General features: G+C 73.5%; 20 protein-coding genes and 1 tRNA gene. 10 read left to right on the forward strand and 11 right to left on the reverse strand.

Annotated elements, in window-relative coordinates:
- Positions 1 to 108 precede the first annotated feature (108 nt).
- Entirely contained in the window at positions 109 to 2,553 is a 2,445-nt protein-coding gene (locus tag ACFTWP_RS10570) for a Tex family protein (RefSeq protein ID WP_380264009.1), read from the forward strand.
- Between the two features lie 120 nt (positions 2,554 to 2,673).
- On the opposite strand, the gene ACFTWP_RS10575 is transcribed toward ACFTWP_RS10570, so the two are convergent.
- A complete protein-coding gene (locus ACFTWP_RS10575; RefSeq protein ID WP_380264011.1) occupies positions 2,674 to 3,420 on the reverse strand; it encodes a TetR/AcrR family transcriptional regulator in 747 nt (248 codons plus the stop codon).
- Between the two features lie 116 nt (positions 3,421 to 3,536).
- Here ACFTWP_RS10575 and ACFTWP_RS10580 point away from each other — a divergent pair, with 116 nt between their 5' ends.
- The gene (locus tag ACFTWP_RS10580) at positions 3,537 to 4,187 is read left to right on the forward strand and encodes an NADPH-dependent FMN reductase (protein WP_380264012.1); all 651 of its coding nucleotides are present in this window, start codon (positions 3,537 to 3,539) and stop codon (positions 4,185 to 4,187) included.
- Positions 4,188 to 4,881: 694 nt separating this feature from the next.
- On the forward strand, positions 4,882 to 5,271 hold the full coding sequence (locus tag ACFTWP_RS10585; RefSeq protein WP_380264014.1) for a transglycosylase family protein: 390 nt from the start codon (positions 4,882 to 4,884) through the stop codon (positions 5,269 to 5,271).
- Positions 5,272 to 5,500: 229 nt separating this feature from the next.
- Here ACFTWP_RS10585 and ACFTWP_RS10590 read toward each other — a convergent pair whose 3' ends face one another.
- The 4 genes from ACFTWP_RS10590 to ACFTWP_RS10605 form a co-directional block, all read right to left on the reverse strand.
- Positions 5,501 to 6,067 carry an NUDIX hydrolase gene (locus ACFTWP_RS10590; protein WP_380264015.1) on the reverse strand — a complete coding sequence of 189 codons (567 nt, stop codon included), beginning with the start codon at positions 6,065 to 6,067 and terminating at the stop codon, positions 5,501 to 5,503.
- Positions 6,068 to 6,191: 124 nt separating this feature from the next.
- A complete protein-coding gene (locus ACFTWP_RS10595) occupies positions 6,192 to 6,605 on the reverse strand; it encodes a RidA family protein (RefSeq protein WP_380264016.1) in 414 nt (137 codons plus the stop codon).
- A 140-nt stretch (positions 6,606 to 6,745) separates the two neighbouring features.
- A complete protein-coding gene (locus tag ACFTWP_RS10600) occupies positions 6,746 to 8,437 on the reverse strand; it encodes a serine/threonine-protein kinase (RefSeq protein ID WP_380264018.1) in 1,692 nt (563 codons plus the stop codon).
- 441 nt (positions 8,438 to 8,878) lie between these two features.
- Positions 8,879 to 8,947, reverse strand: a tRNA-Ala gene (locus tag ACFTWP_RS10605).
- A gap of 97 nt (positions 8,948 to 9,044) precedes the next feature.
- On the opposite strand from ACFTWP_RS10605, the gene ACFTWP_RS10610 reads away from it, so the two are divergent.
- Complete coding sequence (locus ACFTWP_RS10610) at positions 9,045 to 9,695, forward strand: LysE family translocator (protein ID WP_380264209.1); 651 nt, start codon at positions 9,045 to 9,047, stop codon at positions 9,693 to 9,695.
- Positions 9,696 to 9,789: 94 nt separating this feature from the next.
- Here ACFTWP_RS10610 and ACFTWP_RS10615 read toward each other — a convergent pair whose 3' ends face one another.
- On the reverse strand, positions 9,790 to 11,298 hold the full coding sequence (locus ACFTWP_RS10615; protein ID WP_380264020.1) for a carbohydrate binding domain-containing protein: 1,509 nt from the start codon (positions 11,296 to 11,298) through the stop codon (positions 9,790 to 9,792).
- 395 nt (positions 11,299 to 11,693) lie between these two features.
- On the opposite strand from ACFTWP_RS10615, the gene ACFTWP_RS10620 reads away from it, so the two are divergent.
- From ACFTWP_RS10620 to ACFTWP_RS10635, 4 genes are all read left to right on the forward strand, one after another.
- The gene (locus ACFTWP_RS10620; RefSeq protein WP_380264021.1) at positions 11,694 to 13,349 is read left to right on the forward strand and encodes a BBE domain-containing protein; all 1,656 of its coding nucleotides are present in this window, start codon (positions 11,694 to 11,696) and stop codon (positions 13,347 to 13,349) included.
- 222 nt (positions 13,350 to 13,571) lie between these two features.
- The gene (gene sigJ, locus ACFTWP_RS10625; protein WP_380264022.1) at positions 13,572 to 14,501 is read left to right on the forward strand and encodes an RNA polymerase sigma factor SigJ; all 930 of its coding nucleotides are present in this window, start codon (positions 13,572 to 13,574) and stop codon (positions 14,499 to 14,501) included.
- A gap of 127 nt (positions 14,502 to 14,628) precedes the next feature.
- Positions 14,629 to 15,294 carry an NAD(P)-dependent oxidoreductase gene (locus ACFTWP_RS10630; protein WP_380264024.1) on the forward strand — a complete coding sequence of 222 codons (666 nt, stop codon included), beginning with the start codon at positions 14,629 to 14,631 and terminating at the stop codon, positions 15,292 to 15,294.
- Between the two features lie 468 nt (positions 15,295 to 15,762).
- Positions 15,763 to 18,105, forward strand: a complete 2,343-nt coding sequence (locus tag ACFTWP_RS10635; RefSeq protein ID WP_380264025.1) for a glycosyl hydrolase family 18 protein — start codon at positions 15,763 to 15,765, stop codon at positions 18,103 to 18,105.
- A 194-nt stretch (positions 18,106 to 18,299) separates the two neighbouring features.
- Here ACFTWP_RS10635 and ACFTWP_RS10640 read toward each other — a convergent pair whose 3' ends face one another.
- Positions 18,300 to 19,088, reverse strand: a complete 789-nt coding sequence (locus ACFTWP_RS10640; protein WP_380264026.1) for an alpha/beta fold hydrolase — start codon at positions 19,086 to 19,088, stop codon at positions 18,300 to 18,302.
- Between the two features lie 343 nt (positions 19,089 to 19,431).
- On the opposite strand from ACFTWP_RS10640, the gene ACFTWP_RS10645 reads away from it, so the two are divergent.
- Both ACFTWP_RS10645 and ACFTWP_RS10650 read left to right on the forward strand, forming a co-directional pair.
- On the forward strand, positions 19,432 to 20,292 hold the full coding sequence (locus ACFTWP_RS10645; protein ID WP_380264028.1) for a helix-turn-helix transcriptional regulator: 861 nt from the start codon (positions 19,432 to 19,434) through the stop codon (positions 20,290 to 20,292).
- Positions 20,293 to 20,445: 153 nt separating this feature from the next.
- Positions 20,446 to 21,402, forward strand: a complete 957-nt coding sequence (locus ACFTWP_RS10650) for an aldo/keto reductase (RefSeq protein ID WP_380264030.1) — start codon at positions 20,446 to 20,448, stop codon at positions 21,400 to 21,402.
- Positions 21,403 to 21,552: 150 nt separating this feature from the next.
- Here ACFTWP_RS10650 and ACFTWP_RS10655 read toward each other — a convergent pair whose 3' ends face one another.
- From ACFTWP_RS10655 to ACFTWP_RS10670, 4 genes are all read right to left on the reverse strand, one after another.
- Positions 21,553 to 22,293: a class I SAM-dependent methyltransferase gene (locus ACFTWP_RS10655; protein ID WP_380264032.1), complete on the reverse strand. Its 741-nt coding sequence runs from the start codon at positions 22,291 to 22,293 to the stop codon at positions 21,553 to 21,555.
- Positions 22,294 to 22,438: 145 nt separating this feature from the next.
- Positions 22,439 to 23,041, reverse strand: coding sequence for a GNAT family N-acetyltransferase (locus ACFTWP_RS10660; RefSeq protein ID WP_380264033.1), 603 nt, complete (start codon positions 23,039 to 23,041; stop codon positions 22,439 to 22,441).
- A 52-nt stretch (positions 23,042 to 23,093) separates the two neighbouring features.
- Positions 23,094 to 23,768 carry a nitroreductase family protein gene (locus tag ACFTWP_RS10665; RefSeq protein WP_380264035.1) on the reverse strand — a complete coding sequence of 225 codons (675 nt, stop codon included), beginning with the start codon at positions 23,766 to 23,768 and terminating at the stop codon, positions 23,094 to 23,096.
- A 45-nt stretch (positions 23,769 to 23,813) separates the two neighbouring features.
- The gene (locus ACFTWP_RS10670) at positions 23,814 to 25,451 is read right to left on the reverse strand and encodes an ABC-F family ATP-binding cassette domain-containing protein (protein WP_380264037.1); all 1,638 of its coding nucleotides are present in this window, start codon (positions 25,449 to 25,451) and stop codon (positions 23,814 to 23,816) included.
- Positions 25,452 to 25,579 lie beyond the last annotated feature (128 nt).

The raw sequence follows: 25,579 nt of genomic DNA on the forward strand, positions 1-25,579 counted from the left end.
CCTCGCCCGGGCCGGGGGCTGCCAGAATGCTGGGCGTACATGTTGGGCGTACACGCTGGACGTACGGCGACAGCAGACGCGGCGACACTGGAGAAGGTGACCGGCTTAGTGAGCACGGCAGTCGAACAGGCGGCCCAGCGGGCAGTAGAGCGCAAGATCGCCGAGGAACTCGGCGTCCGCGAGGGGCAGGTGAAGGCCGCGGTCGACCTGCTCGACGGCGGCTCGACCGTCCCCTTCATCGCCCGGTACCGCAAGGAGGCGACCGGCGAACTCGACGACGCCCAGCTGCGCGCGCTGGAGGAGCGGCTGCGCTACCTGCGCGAGCTGGAGGAGCGGCGCAGCGCGATCCTGGAGTCCGTCGAGGCGCAGGGCAAGCTGGACGACACCCTGCGCGCGCAGATCCTCGCCGCCGACTCCAAGGCCCGGCTGGAGGACATCTACCTCCCGTTCAAGCCCAAGCGGCGCACCAAGGCGCAGATCGCCCGCGAGGCCGGCCTGGAACCGCTCGCCGACGCGCTGCTCGCCGACCCGGGCCTCGACCCGCAGGCCACGGCGGCCGGCTACCTCAACGAGTCGGTGGCCGACCGCGCCGCCGCGCTGGAGGGCGCCCGGTCGATCCTGGTCGAGCGCTTCGCCGAGGACGCCGACCTGATCGGCACCCTGCGCGAGCGGATGTGGACCCGCGGCCGACTGGTCGCCACCGTGCGCGGCGGCAAGGAGCAGGACGGGGCCAAGTTCTCCGACTACTTCGACTTCGCCGAGCCGTACACCAAGCTCCCCTCGCACCGGATCCTGGCGATGCTGCGCGGCGAGAAGGAGGAGGTCCTCGACCTCGAACTCTCGCCCGAGGACGGCCAGGACTCCGGCGACCTGCCCGGCCAGAGCGACTACGAGCAGCGGATCGCCGCCCGCTTCGGCGTCGCCGACCACGGCCGCCCCGGCGACAAGTGGCTGGGCGACACCGTCCGCTGGGCCTGGCGCACCCGCATCCTGGTGCGGCTCGGCATCGACCTGCGGACCCGGCTGCGCCAGGAGGCCGAGGACGAGGCCGTCCGGGTCTTCGCCGCGAACCTGCGCGACCTGCTGCTCGCCGCCCCGGCCGGCACCCGCGCCACGATGGGCCTGGACCCGGGCTTCCGCACCGGCGTGAAGGTCGCCGTGGTGGACGCCACCGGCAAGGTCGTCGCGCACGACACCATCTACCCGCACCAGCCCGCCAACAAGTGGGACGCCTCGATCGCCACCCTCGCGGCGCTGGCGAAGAAGCACGACGTCGACCTGGTCGCGATCGGCAACGGCACCGCCTCCCGCGAGACCGACAAGCTCGCCGAGGACCTGATCAAGCGGCACCCGGAGCTGAAGCTCACCAAGGCGATGGTCTCCGAGGCCGGCGCCTCGGTGTACTCGGCCTCCGCGTACGCCTCGCAGGAGCTGCCCGACCTGAACGTCTCGATCCGCGGCGCGGTCTCCATCGCCCGCCGCCTGCAGGACCCGCTGGCCGAGCTGGTCAAGATCGACCCCAAGTCGATCGGCGTCGGCCAGTACCAGCACGACCTCAGCGAGCTCAAGCTCTCCCGCTCGCTGGACGCGGTGGTCGAGGACTGCGTGAACGCGGTCGGCGTGGACGTCAACACCGCCTCCTCCCCGCTGCTCACCCGGGTCTCCGGCATCACCGGCACGCTGGCCGACAACATCGTGGCCCACCGCGACGCCAACGGCCCCTTCCGGACGAGGCGTTCGCTCAAGGACGTGGCCCGGCTGGGCCCGAAGGCCTTCGAGCAGTGCGCCGGCTTCCTGCGCATCCCCGGCGGGGAGGACCCGCTGGACGCCTCCAGCGTGCACCCCGAGGCCTACCCGGTGGTGCGCCGGATCCTCGCCGCGACCGGCGGCGACCTGCCCTCGCTGATCGGCAACAGCACCGCCCTGCGGGCGCTGCGCCCCGGCGACTTCGCCGACGACACCTTCGGCGTCCCGACCGTCACCGACATCCTCGGCGAGCTGGACAAGCCCGGCCGCGACCCGCGCCCCGCCTTCCGGACCGCCACCTTCAAGGAGGGCGTCGACAAGATCGGCGACCTGGAGGTCGGCATGGTGCTGGAGGGCGTGGTCACCAACGTCGCGGCCTTCGGCGCCTTCGTGGACGTGGGCGTGCACCAGGACGGCCTGGTGCACGTCTCCGCGCTGTCGAAGAACTTCGTCAAGGACCCGCGCGAGGTGGTCAAGCCCGGCGACATCGTCAAGGTCCGGGTCACCACCGTGGACGTGCCGCGCAAGCGGATCGGGCTGACGCTGCGGCTCGACGACGAGGTCGGCCGGCCGCAGGGCGGCTCGGGTGGTGCCGGCGGTTCCGGCGGGGGCCGCGACCGGGGCGGCGAGCGCGGGCCGCGCCCGCCGCGGCAGGACCGCCGCGGCTCCGGCGGTGGCGGCAACGGCGGTGGCGGCGCCCCGGCTCCGGCGGGCAACAGTGCGATGGCGGACGCGCTGCGCCGGGCCGGCCTGACCGGCGGCCCGGGCCAGGGCTCCGGCTCCGGCGGCCGCTCCGGGCGGCGCTGAGCACCGGCACATGGTGACGGGACGGGTCGGCGGACGAGGTGTCCGGCGGCCCGTCCCGCTGTGTTCCGCCCGTGCCGTCCGGGGTCCCGGTGCGGGCGGGGGCGGTGCCGGTCGGGCGGGTCAGATGCCCATCCGGGCGGCGATGCCGTCGAGCACGCAGTCCAGCCCGCTCTCGAACTGCCACTGCGGGTCGTCCTTGCGGGTGGCTTCCAGGGTGTAGGCGCGGAACACCGGATACCGGCCGGTGTCCATCAGCCAGGTCATCTGCGGAGCCAGGCCCGTCCTCGCCGCGTCCCCGCTGGACCAGCCCCGCTCCTGCATCAGCCGCAGGAGGGTGATCTCGGCCTCCACGGCGCCGTTGACGTAGGCGGTGACCGTCCGGAACACGGTCATCATGGCGTCGGCGTCCAGCCCCAGGCCGGCCAGGGTGGCCAGGGCCCGCTCCGGTACGGCGAGCTGGTTCGGGGTCAGCGCCGGTACGGCCGTCCGGGTGATCCAGGGGTGGGCCAGCAGCAGGGCCCGGCTGTCCAGGGCCAGGCCCCGCATCGCCTCCCGCCAGCCGGCGCCGGGATCGGGGGGCGCCAGCTCGCCGTAGACGGAGTCGACCATCAGGTCGATCAGCTCGTCCTTGCTGGCGACGTACCGGTAGGCGGCCATCGGGGCGACGCCCAACTCGGTGGCCAGGCGCCGCATGGTGACGGCGTCGAGCCCCTCGGCGTCGGCGATGCCGACCGCGACGGTGGCGATCCGCTGCGGGGTGAGGGCGGAGCGCGGGGCGGGGGCCGGCAGTTCGAGCCGCTCCCAGAGGGAGATCGGGGGCCCGCCCCCGCTCTTCGCCCGGCTGTCCGGTCTTTCGTCGGCGGGCATGGGCGGGCTCCTCTGTCCGAATGCGATGTATACACCGTATCAGTAGTGGACAACGTACACAGCGGTGTGTACGTTGTATTTCGACGGATACGGCGTACACATCGAGGGGGATTCCCATGACCACGGCGAACGGGATCGACAAGGGCGACGGTCGGGTCGATCAGGCCGACGGCGGCGGTGACGGCCGCCGCCTGCGGGTCGCGGTCATCGTCGGCAGCACCAGGGAGGGGCGGTTCGGCCCGGTCGTCGCCGAGTGGCTGCTCCGCCGGGCCGCCGAGCGCGAGGACCTGGAGGCCGACCTGGTCGACCTGGCCGAGACCCCGTTGCCCAGCGTCTTCCCGGCCTTCGGCGGCCCGGTGCCGGACGAGGTCGCGGCGCAGTTCGCCGCCGTCTCGCCGCGACTGGAGGCCGCCGACGCCTTCGTCATCGTCACGCCGGAGTACAACCACAGCTTCCCGGCCCCGCTGAAGAACGCCATCGACCTCCACAAGCAGGAGTGGCAGGCCAAGCCGGTCGGTTTCGTCTCGTACGGCGGCCGCTCCGGGGGGCTGCGCGCCGTCGAGCAGCTGCGGCTCGTGCTGGCCGAGCTGCACGCCGTCACCGTGCGCGAGACCGTCAGCTTCCACGACTACGGGGACAAGTTCGACGCGGAGGGGAACGCGGTCGAGTCGGCCGCCGAGGGCGCCGCCAAGGCGATGCTCGACCAGCTGACCTGGTGGGCGCACGCGCTGCGCGACGCCAAGCGCCTCCGCCCCTACGGCGCCTGATGCCGCCGACCGCCGGGCCTCGGGGAGCGGCTCCGGCCGCCGTGCCGGCCGGGCGGGACAGCGGCTGGACGTAGGCCCAGCCGGCCCCGGTCCCCGTCCTGCTCCCGGCCCCGGTCTCGGCCGCGGCCTGCCGACCGACCCCGGCCCCGCTGCGTGATCCCCCGTTCTGCGGTGTTCTGGGGGGTGGTGGGGGTGCGGGGTGTGGTGGTGGGGTTGCGGTGGGTGGTGGTTGTGGTGGGGGTCACGGGGGTGGGGGTGTGGGGGGTGGTGGGGGGTGGGGTTTCGGGTGCGGGGTGTGGGTGGGTGGTTGCGGTGGGTGGATGTGTGGTGGGGGTCACGGGGGGTGTGGTGTGAGCGGGGGCACGTGTGGGGGCTGTTCGATCATGGAAATGGGGTCATTTGGGCCCATTTCGGGTGTTTTTGCTTGATCGGTACGGGGGGTAACCGTGCGTTGAGCTGCGGGGACGGGGGATTGCTTGATGGTGGGCGGTCGGGTCCGTAGCTTCGTTGTTGTCGGTGCAACGAGCACCGCCCGGGTTCATCCCGCAGCACGGCCCCGCCGGTCCTGTTCGGCACGGTGCGTTGTTCACGCGCCGGGGTTGCTGCTCGCAGTCATGTCAAGGCGTTCGGACGTCGTGGCCCGTCAGGGTCTGGTTCCGTGTGCCTGCCCCGGGGTTCTGGAGAGGACTTGTGCATGATCTTCCGTAACGAGACCGCCGCTGCCGCCAAGACCGCCGTCAAGCGCAACCGGGTGCGGACGGCTCTGATGGCGGGCGCCGTGCTGGCCCTGCCGGTGGCCGGCCTCGTCACGGCGAACTCGGCGTCCGCGGCGCCGCTGTCGACCTGGGACAAGGTCGCGCAGTGCGAGGCGACGGGCAACTGGGCGATCAACTCGGGCAACGGCTTCTACGGCGGCCTGCAGTTCACCTCCTCGACCTGGGCGGCGTTCGGCGGCACCGCGTACGCGCCGCAGGCGCACCAGGCCACCAAGGCGCAGCAGATCGCCATCGGTGAGAAGGTCCTCGCCTCGCAGGGCCCCGGCGCCTGGCCGGTCTGCTCGGTGAAGGCCGGCCTCACCAAGTAACACCCCCGCCCGCCACCCCGGCCGGGCACCACAGCACCACCACAGCACCATCCCGTGACGCGCCCCACCCCCACCACCCCGGGGGCCAGGGGCGCCTCACGCGTTCCCCCACCTCAAGAACACCCGAACACCCGAACACCCGAACCCCCGAGCGCCAGAAGACCCGAACACCCGAGGACCCGAGAAGCCCACCGCCCGCCCGTAGGGTCGGCAGGGCCTCGGGCCGGCCTCAGTACCGGGAGTGCGACTCCACCGCGAGCTGCACGAGTTCACGCCACCAGCCCTCGCGGGCGCGAACCAGCAGGCGGCCCGCCTCCTCCGGATCGACCGCGCGCACCTCGACGACCTCCTCGCCGTCGTCGGGGTTGGTCGGCGCCGAGTCGACGTCGACCTCGGCCCAGCCCCACAGCCAGGCCTTCTCCGGATGCGGCTGCCACGGCCGGTACGGCACGGGGTTGTCCGTGACGCATCTGTGCGCGCCGATCCAGACCGGCGGGCCCGTCAGCCGGGCACCGGCCTCCTCGCGCAACTCGCGTGCCAGGCAGCTCTCGACGCTCTCACCCGCCTCCCGGGTGCCGCCCGGCAGGAACCAGTGGCCGCGGGCGTCGCGGCAGAGCACCACCCGGTCGCCGGAGAACCCGACCACGTGGATGTTGGTGATCAGGTCGTCCGGGGGCAGATCCGATGAGAACTGGGCGTCGTAGCCACCCCAGGTCCAGCGCTGCGGGGCATGCAGCAGCGGGAACCGGGAGGCCAGGTCGGTGAGTTCCGTCGCGGTTTCCGTGGTATCCGTCATTGACTGATCGTAGTGCTCAGGGACCTGCCACGTGAGTGCGTATCAGATCATTGGCATCTCGCGCGCGTCGCGTCCCATTCCCGGCCGGGGTGTGGTGCCGGTGGTGCCGGCAGTGGGAGTGCGGTCAGTCCGAGGGCTCGCGGACGATGGCGAGCGCCTCCACCTCCATGAGCAGGTCGGGGCGGAACAGTGCGGCCACCTGGACGGCCGAACTGGCGGGCAGGCGACCGGCGGCGAAGAACTCGTCCCGGACCGGCCGGATCGCGGGCAGGTGGTCGATGTCGGTGACGAAGTACGTCAGTTTGGCGACGTCCTCGAAGGTGGCGCCCGCCGCGGCGAGGCAACGGCGCAGGTTCTCGAAGACCTGCCGCGCCTGGGCGGCCGGATCACCCGGGCCGACGACCTCACCCCGTTCGTCCGTCGCCACCTGGCCGGAGACGGCGACCAAGCGGCCGGTGCCCGTGACCACATGGGTGTAGCCGGTGCCGGGGACGACGCCCTCGGGGGCCGCGATGTAGGTGAGCTGCGATTCGGTCATGCCGACATCCTCGCGCGCGGACCGCTCGCCGCTCCACCGGATTGAACGCGGATTGAACGCGCCCCCCGGGGAGCCCCCGCGCCGTGCGGCACCGGCGGCGGGGCCCGGACCGACCCCACCGCCGGTGTCCCGTCGGACGGTTACGGGATGGCCCAGAGGGTCAGCTCGGTGGTGTAGTCGAACGCGGTGCCGTTCTCGGCCACTTCGAGGATCTTCATCATCGCCAGGTTGCCCTTGCTGGTCACCGTGCACAGCACGGTGCCGGGCGTCAGGAGGGACTTCATCTCCTTCGCCCTGATGTTCGGGCTGAGCGCGTCGGCGCCGACGCCGGACCTGCACTCCGATGCCGTCTCGCCGGAGCTGATCCCGAAGGCCGTCCGGAAGGACATGTTGGTCTGGTCGCTGTGCGCGTCCTGGTAGACGATCTCCATCTCGTTGTCGCTGATGTCGGCGGAGATGGAGACGACCTGCGGGGTGTCCAGGTCGGTCCGGCTGAAGCCCGCGGTGGCCGGACTGCGGAGCGTGAACGGCTTCTTGAAGATCATCTGATACTCGCCGGTCGCCTTGGCCGTGGCCTTGCCGCCGGCCTTCCCGGACGGCACCGAACCCGCCGGGGACGGGGAGCCCGCCGAGGGTCCTGAGCCCGCGGAGGTGGCGCTGGCGGCGGGCGGCGGCGCCCCCTGCGCATTCTTGGCGCCGGCGTCCTTGCCCCACTGGGCGCCGAGCACCCAGGCGGTTCCGGCGACCAGGACGACGGCCGCCAGCCCGGCCGCCGCCAGGGCGGGGGTCCGCCGCCGGCGGGCGGCCGGTGCGGGAGCCTGGGGTGCTCCCTGGAGGCCGGGGACCGGGTAGGAGGGGGACGTGCCCTGGGACGCCGGGCCCGGGTAGGGCCGCGAGGGGGCACCCGTCGGTTGGGCGGGGTACTGCGACGGGGCCTGCTGATGCCCGGTCGGCAGGGAGGTGGGGTCGCCCGAGGGGTCGCCCAGCTCCTCCGAGGCCCGCTCGCGGCGGGCGATCGCGGCGGCGATCGGCTCCGGCAGCCAGCCGGTGAAGTCGCGCAGCGGCCGTCCGCTCGCCTGCTCGCACAGCTCGGCCAGTTCGGCGGGCGACGGCCGGTCGTCGGGGTGCGGGGCCAGGCAGCGTTCCAGGAGCTGCCGCAGCGGCTCCTGGTAGCCGCTCAGGTCCGGTGGCCGGGCCTCGGTGTTCGCGATCTTGGTGGCCAGGGTGATGGCGCCGCCCTCGCCGTACGGGTGCCGTCCGGTGGCCGTGACCGCCATGACCAGGCCGAGCGAGAACACGTCGGTCGCGGGGGTCAGCGGCTGCCCGTCGGCGTGCTCGGGCGACATGTACTGGGGGGTGCCGATCAGGCCGCCGCTGCGGGTCAGCTGGGTGGCGTCGGCGGCCCGGGCGATACCGAAGTCGATCACGGACGGGCCCTCGGGGCCGATCAGGATGTTGCTGGGCTTGAGGTCCCGGTGGATGACCCCCGCCGCGTGCACCGCCCGCAGGGCCTCGGCCGCGCAGCCCGCCAACTGCAGGGCGGCGGCGACCGGCAGCGGCCCGAACGCGCGCAGCACCTCGTCCAGCGGCAGCCCGGGGACGAAGGCGGTGGCGATCCACGGCTGCTCGCCGGTGGTGTCGTGGTCGACCACCGGGACGACGTGGTAGCCCCGGACCTGGCGGGCCGCGCGGGCCTCCTGCTGGAAGCGCCGGCGGAACTCCGCGTCCTGGGCGTACTCGCGGCGGATCACCTTCAGGGCGACGGGCTGCCTGCCGCGCGTGCGCGTCAGGTAGACGGATCCCATGCCGCCCTCGCCGATGCGGGCGAGCAACTGGTAGCCCGCGACCTCGCGAGGGTCGTCGGAGCGCAGGGGCTGGAGATAGCCGCTGCTGCCGTCGGTGTTGATGAGATCAGCCTCCCGGATTCGCCTTCCAGGATGCTAACGGCACCGTCGGGCGTGCGGCGCCGAACTTCTGAGGTTCCGTCACCACGTCCTCCGCACCGGATCGTTCCGATGCCGCAGCGCGCCCCGAGCCGCCCGTCGCACCTGGTCGGCCGCGCCCGGCGCGGGACGACGGACGGGACTTCCTTCCGGGCCGGTCGCAACTGCGCGCCTCCCGGTAGGAGAACGCGGCCACCTGCTGCGCGGTCGGGACGTCTGCGGCTCGCGATGTGCCGGCCGTCGACACGTCGTCCACCGATCTGTGTGCCGTCGAAGTTCTCGCTGCCGTACGCCCGTTGACCGGCGCCGCCGCCCCCGTGTCGTTCGTGCTGGTGGTCCCGACCGGATTCGAACCGGCGTATCCGCCCTGCGGAGGCGGTGCGGCTGCCTCTGCGCCACGCCCGGACAGCGCCGGGAGCGTGCTACGACTAGCGTGGGGGTGATCCACCGGCCCGTTCGAGCGGCCGGCGGACGCCAGGGGGAGGCGGGGATGACGGTGGTCGGTTTCGGGGCGGTGGCGGGGATCGCGGTGGTGGCGTTCGGGATGGTGCTCACCCCGGGGCCGAACATGATCTACCTGGTCTCACGGTCGGTCGCGCAGGGTCGACGGGCCGGGCTCATCTCACTGGCCGGGGTCGGGGCGGGCTTCCTGACCTACCTGTTCGCCGCCACCGCCGGCATCGCCGCGGTGTTCGCGCTGGTTCCCGAGATCTACCTCGCCCTCAAGCTGGCCGGCGCCTGCTACCTGCTCTGGTTGGCCTGGAAGGCCGTCCGGCCGGGTGGCGACTCGGCGTTCGCGCCGCGCGAACTGACAGCGGACCCGCCTGCCCGGCTGTTCGCGATGGGGCTGCTCACCTGCCTGCTCAACCCGAAGATCGCGATCCTGTACGTGTCGCTGCTGCCGCAGTTCGTCGACCCGTCACGCGGCCGTGTCGCGGCCCAGAGCCTGCTGCTGGGCCTGACCCAGATCGTGGTGGGGGTGACCATGAACGGCGTCTTCGTGCTGACGGCCGGTTGGGTGTCGGGCTTCTTCGGCCGCCGTCCGCTCTGGAGCCGGGTGCACCGCTACCTGATGGGCACGGCGCTGGCGGCCTTCGCGGTCCGGATCGCGGCCGACCGTTCGCAGGCGTTGGCCGCCGCGCCGTGACACCGTCGGTCCGGGTGCCCGTCGGGCCCGCACGGATCGGGCCGGGGCACGGGAGCGGGCGCTCCGGTGCCCCGGCCCGGGGTCGGTCCGGTCGTCAGCCGGTGTACTGCGCGAAGATCTTCGAGAACTCGTACGGCTGCTGGGCGATGTTGGTGCACTTGTAGAGCGCGCCGGTGCAGGCGTTGGCGTCCCGGGTGGCGTCCCAGAAGGCCAGCATCCCCAGGTGGTGCAGCTTGGCGAAGGCGACCAACTGCTGGGCGTCCGCCTGGTTGTAGATCTGGTGGTCGTCGTTCTCGCCGATCATCGGCGTGACACCGACGGCCGACCAGAGCTGGGCGTCGCTCTTGGCCGGGTAGAGCGCCTTGAGCTGGTTGTAGGTGCCCTGGGCGGCCTGGATCGCGGCGTCCCCGTAGTCGGAGCCGGCGCGGTAGTAGTCCATCGCCATCACGTTCACCAGGTTGACGTCCACCCCGGCGTCGCGGGCCGAGCGGACGATGGCGACGCCCTCGGCGGTCAGGCCCTCCGGCAGGACGGGCAGGGTGAAGGAGACCTTCAGGCCGGGGTTGGCCTTCTGCAGCTTGGCCAGTGCGGCCGAACGCCGGTCGTTGGAGGTGGTGTCGGCGATCGCCGCGCCCTCGATGTCGAAGTCGACGTACTTGAGGCCGTAGGCCTTGACGACGGCGTCGTACTCCGCGAACAGCGTGTCCACCGAGCTGCAGGCGGCGGCGAGTTCGGTGCCGCTGGCGCCGCCGAAGGACACCTTGACGTCGCCGCCGTTGGCCCGCAGGGCGTCGATCTGGTCCTTCGCCCAGCCCGTGCGCGGGTCGTACGCGTTGAACCAGCTGGCCTTGCAGCCGACGCTGGTGACGAAGCCCATGGTGAACGACTTGAGGTTGCCGGCGGTGGCCATCGCGGGCAGCGAGGGGGTCGGCCAGGCGCCCATGTCGACGTACGGCGCGGCCGGCACCGGGACGCTCGGCCCGGTCGGCGATGAGGTGGCCGTCGGGGAGGAGGTCGCCGTCGCGGTCGGGGAGGCGGTGGTCGGGGCGGGGCTGGTCGGCGGGGTGGTGGCGCCGCCGGGGCCGCTCAGCACCACGTCGTCGGCGGTGTAGGCCCCCTGGCCGTACCAGCCGTGCAGGTAGACGGTGACGCTGGTGGTCGCCGCGCCGGTGGTGAAACTGGTCGACAGCTGCTGCCAGTTGGCGCCGCCGGCGGTCCAGGTGGCCGGGTCCGTGACGCCGCTGCCGGTCGCCCCGAGGTAGACGTAGTTGCCCTGGACCCACGCACTCAGCGTGTACTTGGTGTTGGGCTTGACCGTGACGCTCTGGCCGCACTGGGCGGTGTCGCTGTTGCTCGCGGCCCCCTTGAGGGCGTACGAGCCGCTGTGCGCGGGGGTGTTGACGACGGAACCGGTGCCCGCCGAGCAGCTCCAGGCGCCGAGCGAGCCGCTCTCGAAGCCGGGGTTGGCGAGCAGGTTGGTGTCGGCCGCACTGGCGCTCACGGCCAGGGTGGCGAGGGTGCCGGCGGCGACTGCCGAGGCGGCGGTGAGGGCAAGGAGCTTGGCGCGCCGGGGAGTCGTCCGGCGGTGATGCGCGCGTGCCATGGGGGAGCCTTCCGGGACGGGGCTCGCCGTTGCCGGGCGCTCGTGGGGTGCGCCCGGCGGCGGGTCGTGGGGGTGGTTCCGAGCTGGGGGAGCGCGGTGCTAGCCATCAAAGTGGACTAGACCAACTGTGCACGTCAAGAACCCGGGCGCCGCTTAGGTCCGGTTTAAGGTTCCGTTCGGCTTCGCCTCCGCCCGTCGGGGCGGCCGGTGCCGCCGCGGCGCGCGGAGTGTCGCAGCGCCGGGTGCGGACGGTCCTCGTGCTAGCTTCAATTCGATTCGAATTGACCGACTTTGAACATTCGTCAGCGAATTGCCGCCCATTGTTCGATCGGTCCGGTCGACCCGGTCATTTGGTGTGGTTTTCCCAGAACTGCAGGGCGAAGGACGTTCGGAACATGAGCCATGAGCTTTCACGACGAGGACTCCTGGGCACCGCCGGAGCGGTCGCGGCCGGCGCCTCGCTCGGGGTGTTCGCCGCCCCCGCCCGGGCGGACACGGGCGTCCCCGCCCCCGGCGGCCCGGCCGACGGCGCCGAGCAGCTGCGGGTGCTCCCCGGCGACGGGCGCTACCAGGCGCTCAGCCAGGGCTTCAACCAGCGGTGGACCAGCGAGCCGCGCTACATCCAGCTGATCACCGACGACGCCCAGGCGCTGGCCGCGGTGAACGGCGCCCTGCGGCAGGGCCTGCGGCCCACCGTCCGCAGCGGCGGCCACTGCTACGAGGACTTCGTCGAGAACACCGGCGGCGCCATCCTCGACCTGAGCCTGCGCAAGGGTGTCCGCCGGGCCCCGGACAAGTACGGTCGGCCCGCCTACTGCGTGGAGGCCGGCGCCAGCATCTGGGACGTCTACACCGAACTCTTCCGCCGCTACGACGTGACGATCCCGGCCGGGTCCTGCTACTCGGTCGGGATCGGCGGCCACGTCTGCGGAGGCGGCTACGGAGTCCTCAACCGGCGCGACGGGCTCACCGTCGACCACCTGGTCCAGGTGGACGTCGTCACGGTGAGGGACGGCCGCGCCGAGCTCACCAGCGCCCACCGCGCCGACCCGGACGGCTCGGACACCGCCCACCTCTTCTGGGCGCACACCGGCGGTGGCGGAGGCAACTTCGGCGTCGTACTGCGCTACTACTTCGCCGAGCAGCTGCCCGTCCCGCCGCCGCGGGTCTGGCTCAGCAGCATCGCCTGGCCCTGGGCCGACCTGCTGCGGAACCCCGACGACTTCCCCCGGCTGCTCGCCAACTACGGGGAGTTCTTCGCCGCCCACAGCAGCCCGGACGAGCAGGTCTACCAGGACCTCTTCAGCATCCTGAAGCTCACCCACAAGACGAACGGCAACATCGCGCTGTTCACCGAGTGGGTCCGCGACGACGTGGGCCCGCTGGACGACTTCCTCCAGGCGATGCAGGCGGGCCTGACCACCCAGGCGACCGTCCAGACCGACGGTGCCGGCGGCCTGTTCCTGCCGCTGCCGGAGAAGCGCCGGCAGATGCCCTGGATGGAGGCGACCATGACGCTCAACGGCTCGGGCGCCAACCAGCGGGGCAAGTACAAGTCCGCGTACCACCGCAAGCCGTTCTCGGCCGCCAACGTCACCGGCATGTGGAACTGGCTGACCCGCGACGACCCGGGCGTGGACCTGACCCAGACGCTGGTCCAGATCGACTCCTACGGCTGCCGGACCAACGCCGTCGACCCGTGCGCCACCGCCGTCCCGCAGCGGGACTCCTTCATGAAGCTGCAGTACCAGACCTACTGGACCAGCCCCGCCCAGGACCAGGCCCACCTGGACTTCATCAGGGGCTTCTACCAGGAGGTGTACGCCGAGACCGGCGGCGTCCCCGAGACCGGCGACGCCACCCGGGACCTCGGTACGGACGGCGCGTACGTCAACTACCCCGACGTCGACCTGGGCACCACCGCCGACCCGGCGCCGCTCTACCCGCGGCTGTACTACAAGCAGAACTACCCCCGGTTGCAGCTCGCCAAGGGCATCTGGGACCCGCGCAACGTCTTCCACCACCAGCAGTCGGTCACCGCGGGCGGCTGACCCGGCCCGGGGCCGGTCCGGTCGTCGCCCCGGGCCGGCCGGGGCACGCGCACACCGGCGCGGCCCCGACCCGCGCACCCCGGCCCCGGTACGGCCTTCCGGCCCGCCGGGGCCGCGGCGCGAACGGGCGCGACTGGGACGCGGGTCACATTCGCGGCGGTGGATGTCACACTCGGCGCGCCCCGAGGCTCTCAGGATGCGACCGCGAAGGAGGCCCCACCCATGACCGACACCCCGCCGCCCGCCGGTGCCCGGGAGGACGCGACGAAGGCCTTCGTCGAGCACCGGGAGCTGCTGTTCTCGATCGTCTACAACATGCTCGGCAGCGTCGCCGACACCGAGGACGTGCTCCAGGAGGCCTGGCTCGCCTGGGCCGCGCGCGTCGAGGACACCGCGGGCGAGCGGATCGAACACCCCCGCGCCTACCTCGTCCGGATCGCCGTCAACAAGGCCCTGGCCCGGCAGGCCCTGATCAGCCGCCGACGGGAGACCTACGTCGGCCCGTGGCTGCCGGAGCCGCTCGCCACCACCCTCGCCGACCCCCGGGCGCCCGGTGACGCGGCCGACGAGGTCGGCCGCGCCGAGTCCGTCTCGATGGCCCTGCTCGTCGTCCTGGAGACCCTCACCCCGCTGGAGCGCGCCGTCTTCGTCCTGCACGAGGTCTTCGGCTACGCCCACACCGAGACCGCCGAGATCCTCGGCCGCAGCCCCTCGGCCGTACGCCAGCTCGCCCACCGCGCCCGCGAGCACGTCCAGGCCCGCCGCCCCCGCTACCAGGCGGACCGGCGGCTGCGGCAGCAGGTGACGGAACGCTTCGCGGCGGCGGTCTACGACGGGGACCTCCAGGCGCTGCTGCGCCTGCTGGCGCCGGACGTGACGCTCTGGGCGGACGGCGGGGGCAAGGCCACCGCGGCCGGCCGGTCGCCGGTGCACGGCCGCGACCAGGTGGCCCACCTGCTGATGAGCCGGGCTCCGAGCCTGGCGCCGCACCTGGACATCCGCTTCCGGCAGGTCAACGGCGGCCCCTCCGCGGTGCTCCTGATCGCCGGCTCGCCCTTCGCCGTACTGGTCCTGGACCTGGAGCCGGACGGCGAGACCGTCCAGGGCATCTACTTCGTGACCAACCCCGACAAGCTCTCGCGGCTCGGCTGAGGCCCCCGAGGCCTTCCCGGCGGAGTTCCGCCGCCCGCGTCCGGCCCCCGGGCGCACCCGCCCGACGACCCGCCCCGCCGCTGTGCGCCGGCCCGGTCGCCGCACCACACGAAAGAGGTTGATCCCTGTGCACATCGTCGTCCTCGCAGCCACCGGCGGCATCGGCCGCCACCTGCTCGACCAGGCGCTCGCCGCCGGTCACGAGGTCACCGCGGTGGTCCGCAACCCCGCCCGGCTGGACCGGCCGGTGCGGACGGTGACCGCCGACCTGGCGAGCGCGGACCCCGCCGTGCTGGAGCGCGCGGTCGCCGGGGCGGATGCCGTCCTCTCCGGCCTCGGCGCGCGGTCGAGCGCGGAGGCCGGCGTGGCCTGGCGGGGCACCCGGTCGGTCGCCTCGGCGATGGCGGCGACCGGTGTCCGCCGGATCGTCGTGGTCAGTGCGGCACCGATCGGCACCGTCGCCTCGCCGGGCCGCCCGACCCCGCCCCGCCGGGACCCGGGAGACGGCTTCCTGATGACCCAACTGGGTTCGCGAATAGTCAAGGTGGCGCTGCGCAAGCACTACGCCGACCTGGCGCGGATGGAGGACGTGCTGCGCGACAGCGCCCTCGACTGGACGGTGGTGCGCCCGCCCCGGCTCACCGACAGGCCCGTCACCGGCGACTACCGGACGGCGTACGACCGCAACATCCGCGGCGGGGTCTTCGCCTCCCGCGCGGACGTCGCGCACCTGATGCTGCGGGCCCTCGACGAGCCGGAGAGCATCCGGCACACCGTGGGCATCGCCAACTGAGAGCGGTCGGTCCGGGCCCGGAGCGCCCCCGCGTGCGGGGTCGGGTCCGGGCCCCGAGCCCGGGTGGCACCCGGTGCCGGCCGTACGGGGTGCGGCGGCGGCCGGCCAAACCGTGCCATTCCCGATCATCTGCTGACCATCGGTCAGGCCGGGCCGGGCGGTGCGCCGGACCATCATCCGGGACCCCCTTGACGGCAGGATTGGTCCAGTCCAATCTTTGGTGCTGTACCGACGAACTCCGCGCCGCCGGGGCATCCGCACCCACCACCGCCGCGGAGTTCAGCAGCACAGCAGCACAGCCGTACGGCGCCAGAGCAGCACCGCAGAGCCGCAGCACCAGTTCGCACGTCTCCGCTCAGCACGGGCCCCGCCTCACCGGGCGCCCGTCGCACCACCATGCCCGGGCTCCCCGCCGATCCACCCCGGGTCGCTGCACCGCCGGAAACCCCACTGTCCGGAGGACCGTCCATGCCCAACCGAGCCATGCCCGAACGCGCCACCGCGCACCGGGCTAACCCGAGTCGCAGAGCCGGAGCGCTGGCCCTCGCGGCCGTGCTCACCACCGGAGGCGCGGCGCTCGCCACGACCTTCGGCACGGCCTCGGCCGCCACCGTGAACCTGCTGACCAACCCGGGGCTGGAGACCGGCACGCTGAGCGGCTGGACCTGCGCCAACGGGTCCGTGGTCACCACCCCCGTGCACAGCGGCTCGTACGCGCTGAACGGCGGCGCCTCGGCGTCCGACACCGGCCAGTGCCAGCAGACGGTGACCGTCCAGCCCAACACCGCGTACACCCTGTCGGCCTGGGTCCAGGGCAACTACGTCTACCTCGGCGCGACCGGGACGGGCGTCAACTCGACGGTCTGGGCGCCCTCGTCCGCCGCCTGGAGCCAGCTTTCCACCACCTTCACCACCGGGGCGAACACCACCTCGGTGACCGTCTTCACGCACGGCTGGTACGGCCAGGGCGCCTACAAGGCGGACGACCTGAGCCTGGCCGGCCCGGGCGGTTCGACGGCCAGCCCGACGGCCAGTCCGACCGCCTCGACGAGCGCCAGCCCCTCCGCCAGCGCCAGCCCGTCGAGCAGCGCCAGCCCGTCGACCACCGCGACCAGCAGTGCGAGCCCCACCGCCAGCAACACGGCGACGGCCACCGCGACGGCCACCGCGACCGGCACCAGCGGGCCGACGGGCGACGGCAAGGTCACCACGCCGACCGGGGTGACCGTCGGCAAGGTCACCCACAACGCCATCGTGCTCAGCTGGAACGCGTCCACCGACAACTCGCAGAACGGCGACACGCCGGCGTACAAGGTCTGGGCCAACGGCCAGGTCGTGGCGACCTCGATGGGCACCCAGGTGGCCGTCACCTCGCTGCTGCCCAACACCTCCTACACGTACACCGTGCAGGGCTACGACGCGAGCGGCCACGCCTCCGGCCAGTCCGCGCCCGTCTCCACCACCACGGCGAGCGCCCCGGCGGCCAAGCCGGTGAAGTCGGCCTACTTCGACCAGTGGGGCGTCTACGAGAACGCCTACTTCCCGAAGAACGTCGGCACCAGCGGCGCGGCGGCCAAACTCGACGTCATCACCTACGCGTTCGCGAACGTCCACCCCACCTCGCACACCTGCTTCGAGGCGGTCAAGGCCTCCGACGCGGCGCACGAGGACAACCCCAACGCCGGCGACGGCGCGGGCGACGCGTACGCCGACTACCAGGCCACCTTCGCCGCGGCCGACAGCGTGGACGGCACCGTCGACAGCTGGGAGCAGCCCATCAAGGGCAACTTCAACCAGCTCCGCCAGCTCAAGGCCAAGTACCCCAACCTGCGGCTGACCATGTCGCTGGGCGGCTGGACCTACTCGAAGTACTTCTCCGACGCGGCCGCCACCGACGCCTCCCGCAAGGCCTTCGTCTCCTCCTGCGTCGACATGTTCCTGAAGGGCAACCTGCCGAAGAACATCGCGAGTGACGCCTCCGGCGGCGTCGCCTCGGCGGCCGGCCTGTTCGACGGCATCGACATCGACTGGGAGTACCCCGGCTCGCCCGGCGGCCACACCGGCAACCACTACTCGGCCGCCGACAAGGCCAACTTCACCCTGCTGCTGAAGGAGTTCCGCACCCAGCTGGACGCCTACGGCGCGACGGTCGGCAAGAAGTTCCTGCTCACCGCGGCCCTGCCGAGCGGCCAGGACAAGATCGGCTACATCGAGACCGACAAGATCGGCGCCTACCTCGACTACGCCGACATCATGACGTACGACATGCACGGCGCCTGGGACGCCACCGGGCCGACCAACCACCAGGACCCGCTGCACGACAGCCCCGCCGACCCCACCACCCCGATCACCCCCGGCACCCGCAAGTACAACGTGGACACCACGCTCACCGCGTACACCACCGGCCTGCCGGAGTACGGCATCACGGGCGGGTTCCCGGCCGCGAAGATCGTGCTCGGCATCCCGTTCTACTGGCGCGGCTGGACGGGCGTGCCGGCCGGCAGCAACTTCGGCCTCTACCAGAGCGCGACCGGGCCGACGGCGGCCAAGCCGCTGAGCGCGGAGTCGGGCCTCGCCGCCTGGAAGGAGCTCACCCCGACGGCGGCGAACACCCACTGGGACGCCACCACGGAGAGCTCGTGGATCTACGACGGCACCAACTTCTGGACGGGTGACACCCCGCAGGCCATCCAGGCCCGCGCGGCCTACGCCAAGAACAAGGGGCTCGGCGGCATGTTCGCCTTCGCCCTGGAGAACGACGACGCCGCCGGCACCCTGCTGAACGCGATCGCGAGCGGCCTCGGCCAGTAGCGGCCCGGGGCGAGCGCCCGCCGGTCCCGTCGCGTGAGCGGCCGGGGCCGGCGGTGCGGCGTCGCGTGCCGTGGCGGTGCGTGTCGTGGCGTCGCGTGCCGTGGCGGTGCGTGTCGCGTCGGTGGGTGTCGCGTCGGCGCCGGCCGTACGCGTGCCTCGGCCTGCCGACCGGACGGGCGGGGCGGCTCACGCGGTCACGCGGCCTGGACGAACCCGCCCACCAGCTGCACGAATTCGTCCTCCTTCTCGAAGAACGCGACATGCCCGGCGTCGATCTCGGCGTAGCCGCTGCCCGTGATCGCCGCGTGCAGGGCGCGGCTGTTCTCGACCGGGACGGTGGCGTCCCGGGTGCACCCGATCACCAGGGTCTCGGCCGTGATCCGGGGCAGCAGCGCACGGATGTCGACCCCGAGGTCGAGGGCCACGTGCCGCAGGGTGCCCGGGGTGGGCGGCATGTTGGGGATCAGGGCCTCCACGCCCTCCCGGCCGACGGTGTTGAGGAACTCCCGGCTGAAGCCCGTCATCGCCACGCTCCGGCCGAACGAGGCAGGGTCGCTGACCCCGAGGTCCTGCCACAGGGTGAGCAGGTTGCGCAGGTACTCGTCCCCGTCGGTGTGCGCCCAGCCCGCCACCAGCACCAGGCGCCGGACCAGGTCGGGCCGCAGGGCGGCCACGGCGGCGGAGACCGGGGCCCCCATCGAGAAGCCGAGCAGGTCGACGGGGCCGTCCGCCGCGTCCTCGATGACGGCGACCACCTGCGCGGCGAGCCCCTCGACGGTCAGCGGGCCGCCGTCGTCGGTGGTGCGGTCCGCGCCGGACAGATCCGGGGTGACGACGGTGTGATCGGCGGTGAACCGCGGCGCGGTCCGCCCCCAGTTGATCTCGGCGCCGCCCGAGCCCGTGCCGTGCACCAGGACGAGTACGGGACCGGAGCCGGTGCGCTCGTAGTGCACGTCGGCGCCGGCGACGGAAACGGTGGCCATGGTTGTTCTCCCTCGGTACCCGGCGCCCGCGGCGCCGGAGGACTTCCGCCGGTCGTTCGCTCCGGCACGGACCACACTGCCGCCACCGGAACAGGGGCGGGAGAGCCCCGCGGACCCTGGGATCGCCGGTCCCAGGGTCCGCGCGGAGAGCGCGCCGAGTGCAGTGGGCGCGGTAGGGGCGGTAGGGGCGGTAGGTGCGGTAGGCGCGGTAGGTGCGGTACGCGTGGCTCGTGGCGGAAGCCGGCGTGGTCCGGAGGCCGCCCATCCGCCCGGCGGTGCATCAGGAGTCGCCTCCCGCACCCGTCGCGGCCCCCGTGGCCGGGCCCGGGCGGCGTCCGGCAGGATGGACGGCATGACGATCGACCGCCGCGAACTCGCCGACTTCCTGCGCCGCTCCCGGGACCGGGTCAGCCCGCAGGACGCCGGACTGCCCGCGGGCCCCCGGCGCCGCACCCCGGGCCTGCGGCGCGAGGAGGTCGCCCAGCTCGCCGGCATGTCGGCCGACTACTACATCCGCCTGGAACAGGCCCGCGGCCCGCAGCCCTCCCCGCAGATGCTCGCCGCGCTGGCCCGCGCACTGCGCCTGGACCCGGACGAGGGCGACCACCTGCACCTGCTGGCCGGGCACCGCCCGCCCGCCGGGCGGGTGGCCGGTGACCAGGTCGCCCCCGGACTGCTGCACCTGCTGGACCAACTCCCCGCCACGCCCGCCCAGGTACTCGGCGGGCTGGGCGACGTGCTCGCACAGAACGCGATGGCCCGGGCCCTGCTCGGCGGGGTGTGCACGGTCTCCGAGCACGGCCGCAACGTGGTCTGGCGCTGGTTCGCGGACCCCGCGGCGCGTGCCGCGTACCCGGTCGAGGAGCACGGCCACTACAGCCGGGTCCACGTCGCCGACCTGCGCGCCGCCGTCGGCCGCCGGGCGGGGGATCCGGCGGCCGCCCGCCTGGTGGAGCGGCTCCGCGGGGCCAGCGCGGAGTTCGCCGCGCTGTGGGAGCTGCACGAGGTCGCCGTCCGCCGGCACAGCCGGATGCGGGTGCTGCACCCGGACATCGGCCCGGTCGACCTGGACTGCCAGGTCCTGCTCGCCCCGGACGGGGACCAGCGGCTGGTCCTGCTCACCCCGCCGCCGGGCTCGGACACGGCCGACCGCCTCGCACTGCTCCGGGTGGTGGGCGCGGAGCGGCTCGCCGCCGTGGACTGACCGGTACGTCGCCGCACGGCTTCGGCCGGGCCGGCCGGGGCCGCGGGAGGGCGTCCGGCGACGCGCCGGGCCGGAACGTGCTTGCCTTGGAGTGCACTCCAAGGTGCAGGCTGGTCCCCGTACACGGGTTCGGGAACTGAAGGAGCACCAGCCATGCGCACCAGCACACTCGGAATCGACGGCCCCGAGGTCGGCGTGGTCGGCCTCGGCTGCATGGGGATGACCTGGGCCTACGACCCGAGCGGCCGGGACGACGCCACCTCCACCGAGGTGATCCGCGCCGCGCTCGACCTCGGGGTCACCCTGATCGACACCGCCGACGTCTACGGCCCCTACAGCAACGAGGAGTTGGTCGGAGCCGCGTTGGCCGGGCCGTACCGCGAACGGGCGGTGCTGGCCACCAAGGTGGGCCTGGTCGGCACGCCGGGCCAGCGGCCGGTGACCAACAACGGGCGGCCCGAGCACATCCGCCGCTCGATCGACGAGAGCCTGCGTCGACTGGGCACCGACCACGTCGACCTGTACCAGCTGCACCGGGTGGACCCCGAGGTGCCGATCGAGGAGAGCTGGGGCGCGCTCGCCGAGGCCGTGACGGCGGGCAAGGCCCGGCGGATCGGCCTGTCCGAGGTTGACGTCGAGCAGATCAAGCGGGCGCAGGCCGTCCACCCGGTCGCCTCGGTGCAGTCCGAACTGTCGCTCTGGACCAGGGACGTGCTGGCCGAGGTGCTGCCGTACACCGAGGCGCAGGGCATCGCCTTCCTGCCCTTCTCGCCGCTCGGCCGGGGGTTCCTGGCCGGCCGCTTCGGCTCGGCGGACGACCTGCCGGCCGGCGACTTCCGGCACGGGCTGCCGCGCTTCCAGCAGGAGGCGCTGGTCGCCAACCAGGCGATCGTGGCGGGCGTCGCGCGGATCGCCGACCGGCACGGCGCCACCGCGGCGCAGGTCGCACTCGCCTGGGTGCTGGCGCAGGGCCGCCTGGTGCTGCCGATCCCGGGCACCAAGACGCCCAAGTACCTGGTGGACAACGCGGCTTCGGCCGACCTGCGGCTCACCGCGGCGGACCTGGCGGAGCTGGACGCACTGCCCGCGCCGACCGGTACGCGGTACTGACCGCCCGCCCGGTACCGACCGCCGTCCGGTACTGACCGCCGGCCGGTACCGACTGCCGCCCGGCGCCGAGGTCCGGTCGCGGCCGTCCGGTACCGAGGGTCCGGTCGCCCGGGCCGGGCGGCGAAGTCGCCGGGCCGGAGCGGGAGTCGCTCAGGCCAGGACGAGCAGGTCCATCCAACTGGTGGCCGGGAGGCCCGGTTCGGCCGCCGCGGCGGCGCGCAGCCGGGCCATCCCGCGCTCGAACTCCTCGTCGGCGAGCCCGCGCAGCTTGGAGTCCGCCTCCCGGCGGATCCGGGCGGCGAACTCGGCCAGGTCCGTGGCGCTCTGCTGGGGCACCGCGTGCAGGGCGACCCGGGCGAACCCGGCGGTGGCGAAGGCGGCGCAGACCTGCTCGACGCTCGGATACCCGTCGATCAGCCGCTCGGTCTCGGGGAACCAGCGCACCCGCAGGTCCCGCGCGGCGCGGCCGGGGAAGATGTTGCGGATCAGCACCGGCGCCCCGGGCCGCAGGGCCCGCCGCAACTCGGCCGCGGCGGCGGGGAGATCGGTCAGATGGTGGAGGACCGAGCCCAGCCAGGCCGCGTCCGCGCACCCGTCCGGCACCGGGAGCGCCTCGGCCCGCCCGTCGAGGACCTCCACCCCCTCGGAGCGGGGGATCATCGCCCGCATCGCCTCCGCCGGATCGACGGCCAGCACCCGGACCCCGAACCAGTCGTGGAACGCGGACGCGAAGGCGCCCGTCCCGGCGCCGACGTCGAGCACCGTCATGCCGGGTGCGAGGCTCGTCTCGGCGGCGATCGCCGCGCGCCAGGCGTCGAGGCCGCTGCGCGGGATCTCCCGGGCGATCCGGTAGTCCTCGGCGGTCCGTCGGTCGTAGGAGATTCCTGCCACTGGTCCTCGGTCCCTCTCACGGGTGGGGTTCGGCGCCGTTGAGCCCCCGGTGCCCGGCGGCGTGACGGGGTGGCGCGGTGGTGGGGGCCGGCGCCGTGGGGTGGTCGCGGCCCGAGGGGGTGCCGCTCCGGCGGCCGGACGGCCGTCAGGCCGCCTGGTCGTCCCTGACCCAGATCATCTTGCGGCCGGTCTCGCCGGGCACGGTGATCGGCGTATCGGCGATCCGGTCCAGGCGGTAGCCGAGCCGGCGCGGCACGGCGGCGCTGCGGAGGTTGGCCTCGTCGCAGTGGATCTCCGTCCGGGCGATGCCGGGCAGGGCGAGCGCGGCGGCCGTCAGCGCCCCGGCGGCGGAGGTGGCGAGGCCCCGGCCGGTGTGGCCGTGGTCCATCCAGTAGCCGATCTCCAGCACGCCGGGGCCGATCCGGTCGTGCAGGCCGAAGGCGCCCACCACGGCGGCGGGCTCGGCGTCCGGGGCGAGCAGGTACAGGTAGTCGCTGCCGGCGGACCAGGCGCGGTCGCCGCCGTGGATCATCTCCAGGGTCTCCTCCGGGCGCGGCGCGCGGTCCGCCCAGGGCATCCACGGCCGCAGGTGGTCGAGGTTGGCACGCACCAGCGCGTTCAGCGCCGGTGCGTGCGCGGCCGAGCGACGGTGCAGGGAGTACCCGTCGGCCAGCGGGAGCAGCTCGGGCGGCCGGGCGGAGGAGGTCTGGACCGCGGTCTGGACCACATCGGGGGACGTTCCACTCATGGAGGCGAGTATGCCGCCCCGTCCGGGCCGTCGGCCAGCGGAATTCCGGCCCTCAGAGGCGGACCAGGATCTCGTCCAGCTCCTTGCGGCGCAGGTCGGGGACGCGCGCTCCCTCGGCCGGGTAGCCGACCGGGATCACGTACGCGGCGCGCTCCTCCGCCGGGCGCTCGCAGACCTCGTTCAGGAACTTCATCGGGCTCGGCGTGTGCGTGAGGGTGGCGAGTCCGGCCTGGTGCAGGCAGGCGAGCAGCAGTCCGACCGAGATGCCCACCGACTCCTTCGTGTAGTAGGGGCGGGGGCTCTGCGGCCCCTTGTGCACCTCGAAGACCACGATGACGGCGGGGGCGTCCTCCAGGAACGGCTTCTGCCAGTCCGTGCCGATCGGGGCCAGCGCCGCCAGCCACTCCTCCGAGGCGCGGTGGGCGTAGAACTCGCGCTCCTCGGCCTCGGCCGCCTCCCGCAGCCGCCGCTTGCGCTCCGGATCGGTGATCGCCACGAACCGCCACGGCTGGACGTGCGCGCCGCTGGGCGCGGTGGAGGCCGTCCGGACCGCCCACTCCAGCACGCCGTCCGGGATCGGGCGGGTCGAGTAGTCGCGGACGGTCCGGCGCCGGGCCATCACGTCGTGGAAGGACCTGCTGCGTGCCTCGGCCTCGTGGGCGGGCACGGTCATGGGGCGATGCGGGACGCTCGGGTAGGAGCTCCCGGTCGCTGTGCTGTCAACCATGGTCGCCAGCACAGCACATGACACCGGGTGAGGGAAGGGCGCCGGTCAGCTCTCGTGGACCAGACCACCGCGTACCTCGATCCGCCGGTTCACCGTGACCGCGTCCAGCATCCGCCGGTCGTGGGTGACCAGCAGCAGCGTCCCCGTATACGAGGCGAGCGCCGACTCCAACTGCTCGATCGCGGGCAGGTCCAGGTGGTTGGTCGGCTCGTCCAGCACCAGCAGGTTCACCCCGCGGGCCTGCAACAGGGCCAGCGCGGCCCTGGTCCGCTCGCCCGGGGAGAGGGTGGCCGCCGGCCGGGTCACGTGGAAGGCCTTCAGCCCGAACTTGGCCAGCAGGGTGCGCACCTCCTCCGGGGTGAGCTCGGGAACGGCGCTCTCGAAGGCCGCCGACAGCGGCTCCCCGCCGAGGAACAGCCCGCGGGCCTGGTCGACCTCGCCGACGACCACACCCGAGCCCAGCGCGGCGCTGCCGCCGTCCAGGTCGAGCCGGCCCAGCAGGGCGGCCAGCAGCGTCGACTTGCCGGCCCCGTTGGCCCCGGTGATCGCGACCCGGTCCGCCCAGTCGATCTGCAGGTCCACCGGGCCGAAGGCGAAGTCCCCGCGCGTGACCGAGGCCCCGCGCAGGGTCGCCACCACCGAGCCGGAGCGCGGCGCGGCGGCGATCTCCATCCGCAGCTCCCACTCCTTGCGGGGCTCCTCGACCACGTCCAGGCGCTCGATCATCCGCTGGGTCTGCCGGGCCTTGGCGGCCTGCTTCTCCGTCGACTCGGACCGCATGTTGCGGCCGATCTTGTCGTTGTCACTCGACTTGCGGCGCGCGTTGCGCACGCCGTTCTCCATCCAGCCGCGCTGCATCCGGGCCCGCGACTCCAGGCCCGCCTTGGTGTCGGCGTACTCCTCGTAGTCCTCGCGGGCGTGCCGGCGGGCCACCGCCCGCTCCTCCAGGTAGGCGTCGTAGCCGCCGCCGTAGAGGTTCACCTGCTGCTGGGCGAGGTCCAGCTCCAGCACCCGGGTGACGGTGCGGGCCAGGAACTCGCGGTCGTGGCTGATCAGGACGGTGCCCGCGCGCAGGCCCTTCACGAAGGCCTCCAGCCGCTCCAGGCCGTCCAGGTCGAGGTCGTTGGTGGGCTCGTCGAGCAGGAACAGGTCGTAGCGGGAGAGCAGCAGCGAGGCGAGGCCGGCCCGGGCGGCCTGGCCACCGGAGAGCGCGGTCATCGGCAGGTCCAGGCCGACCTTCAGCCCGAGCGAGTCGGCGACCTCCTCGGCCCGCTCCTCCAGGTCGGCGCCGCCCAGGTCCAGCCAGCGGTCCAGGCTCACCGCGTACGCGTCGTCGGCCCCGGCACGGCCCTCCACCAGACCCTCGGTCGCCTCGTCCAGCGCCGCCTGCGCCGCCGCCACACCCGTCCGGCGGGCCAGGAAGTCCCGCACCGACTCGCCGGCCCGGCGCTCCGGCTCCTGCGGCAGGTGCCCGATGTTGGCGGTCGGCGGGCTCAGCCGCAGCGAGCCGCCCTCCGGCGCGTCCACCCCGGCCATCAGCCGCAGCAGGGTCGACTTGCCGGCGCCGTTGGCCCCGACCAGGCCGACCACGTCGCCGGGGGCGACGACCAGGTCCAGGCCGGAGAAGAGGGTGCGGTCGCCGTGGCCGGCGCTGAGGTCTTTGACTACGAGAGTGGCGCTCATGATGCCCCGATCCTATCGGGGCGGCCGTACCACCCACCCGGACGCACGGTGGCGCGGGGGTAGGGAGCACCGGGCCGGGCCGGGCACGGCGCGACCACCCCGCCGGACGCGGCACGACGGCCCTGGAC

Source organism: Kitasatospora sp. NPDC057015, assembly GCF_042673745.1.
Taxonomy (GTDB): domain Bacteria; phylum Actinomycetota; class Actinomycetes; order Streptomycetales; family Streptomycetaceae; genus Kitasatospora.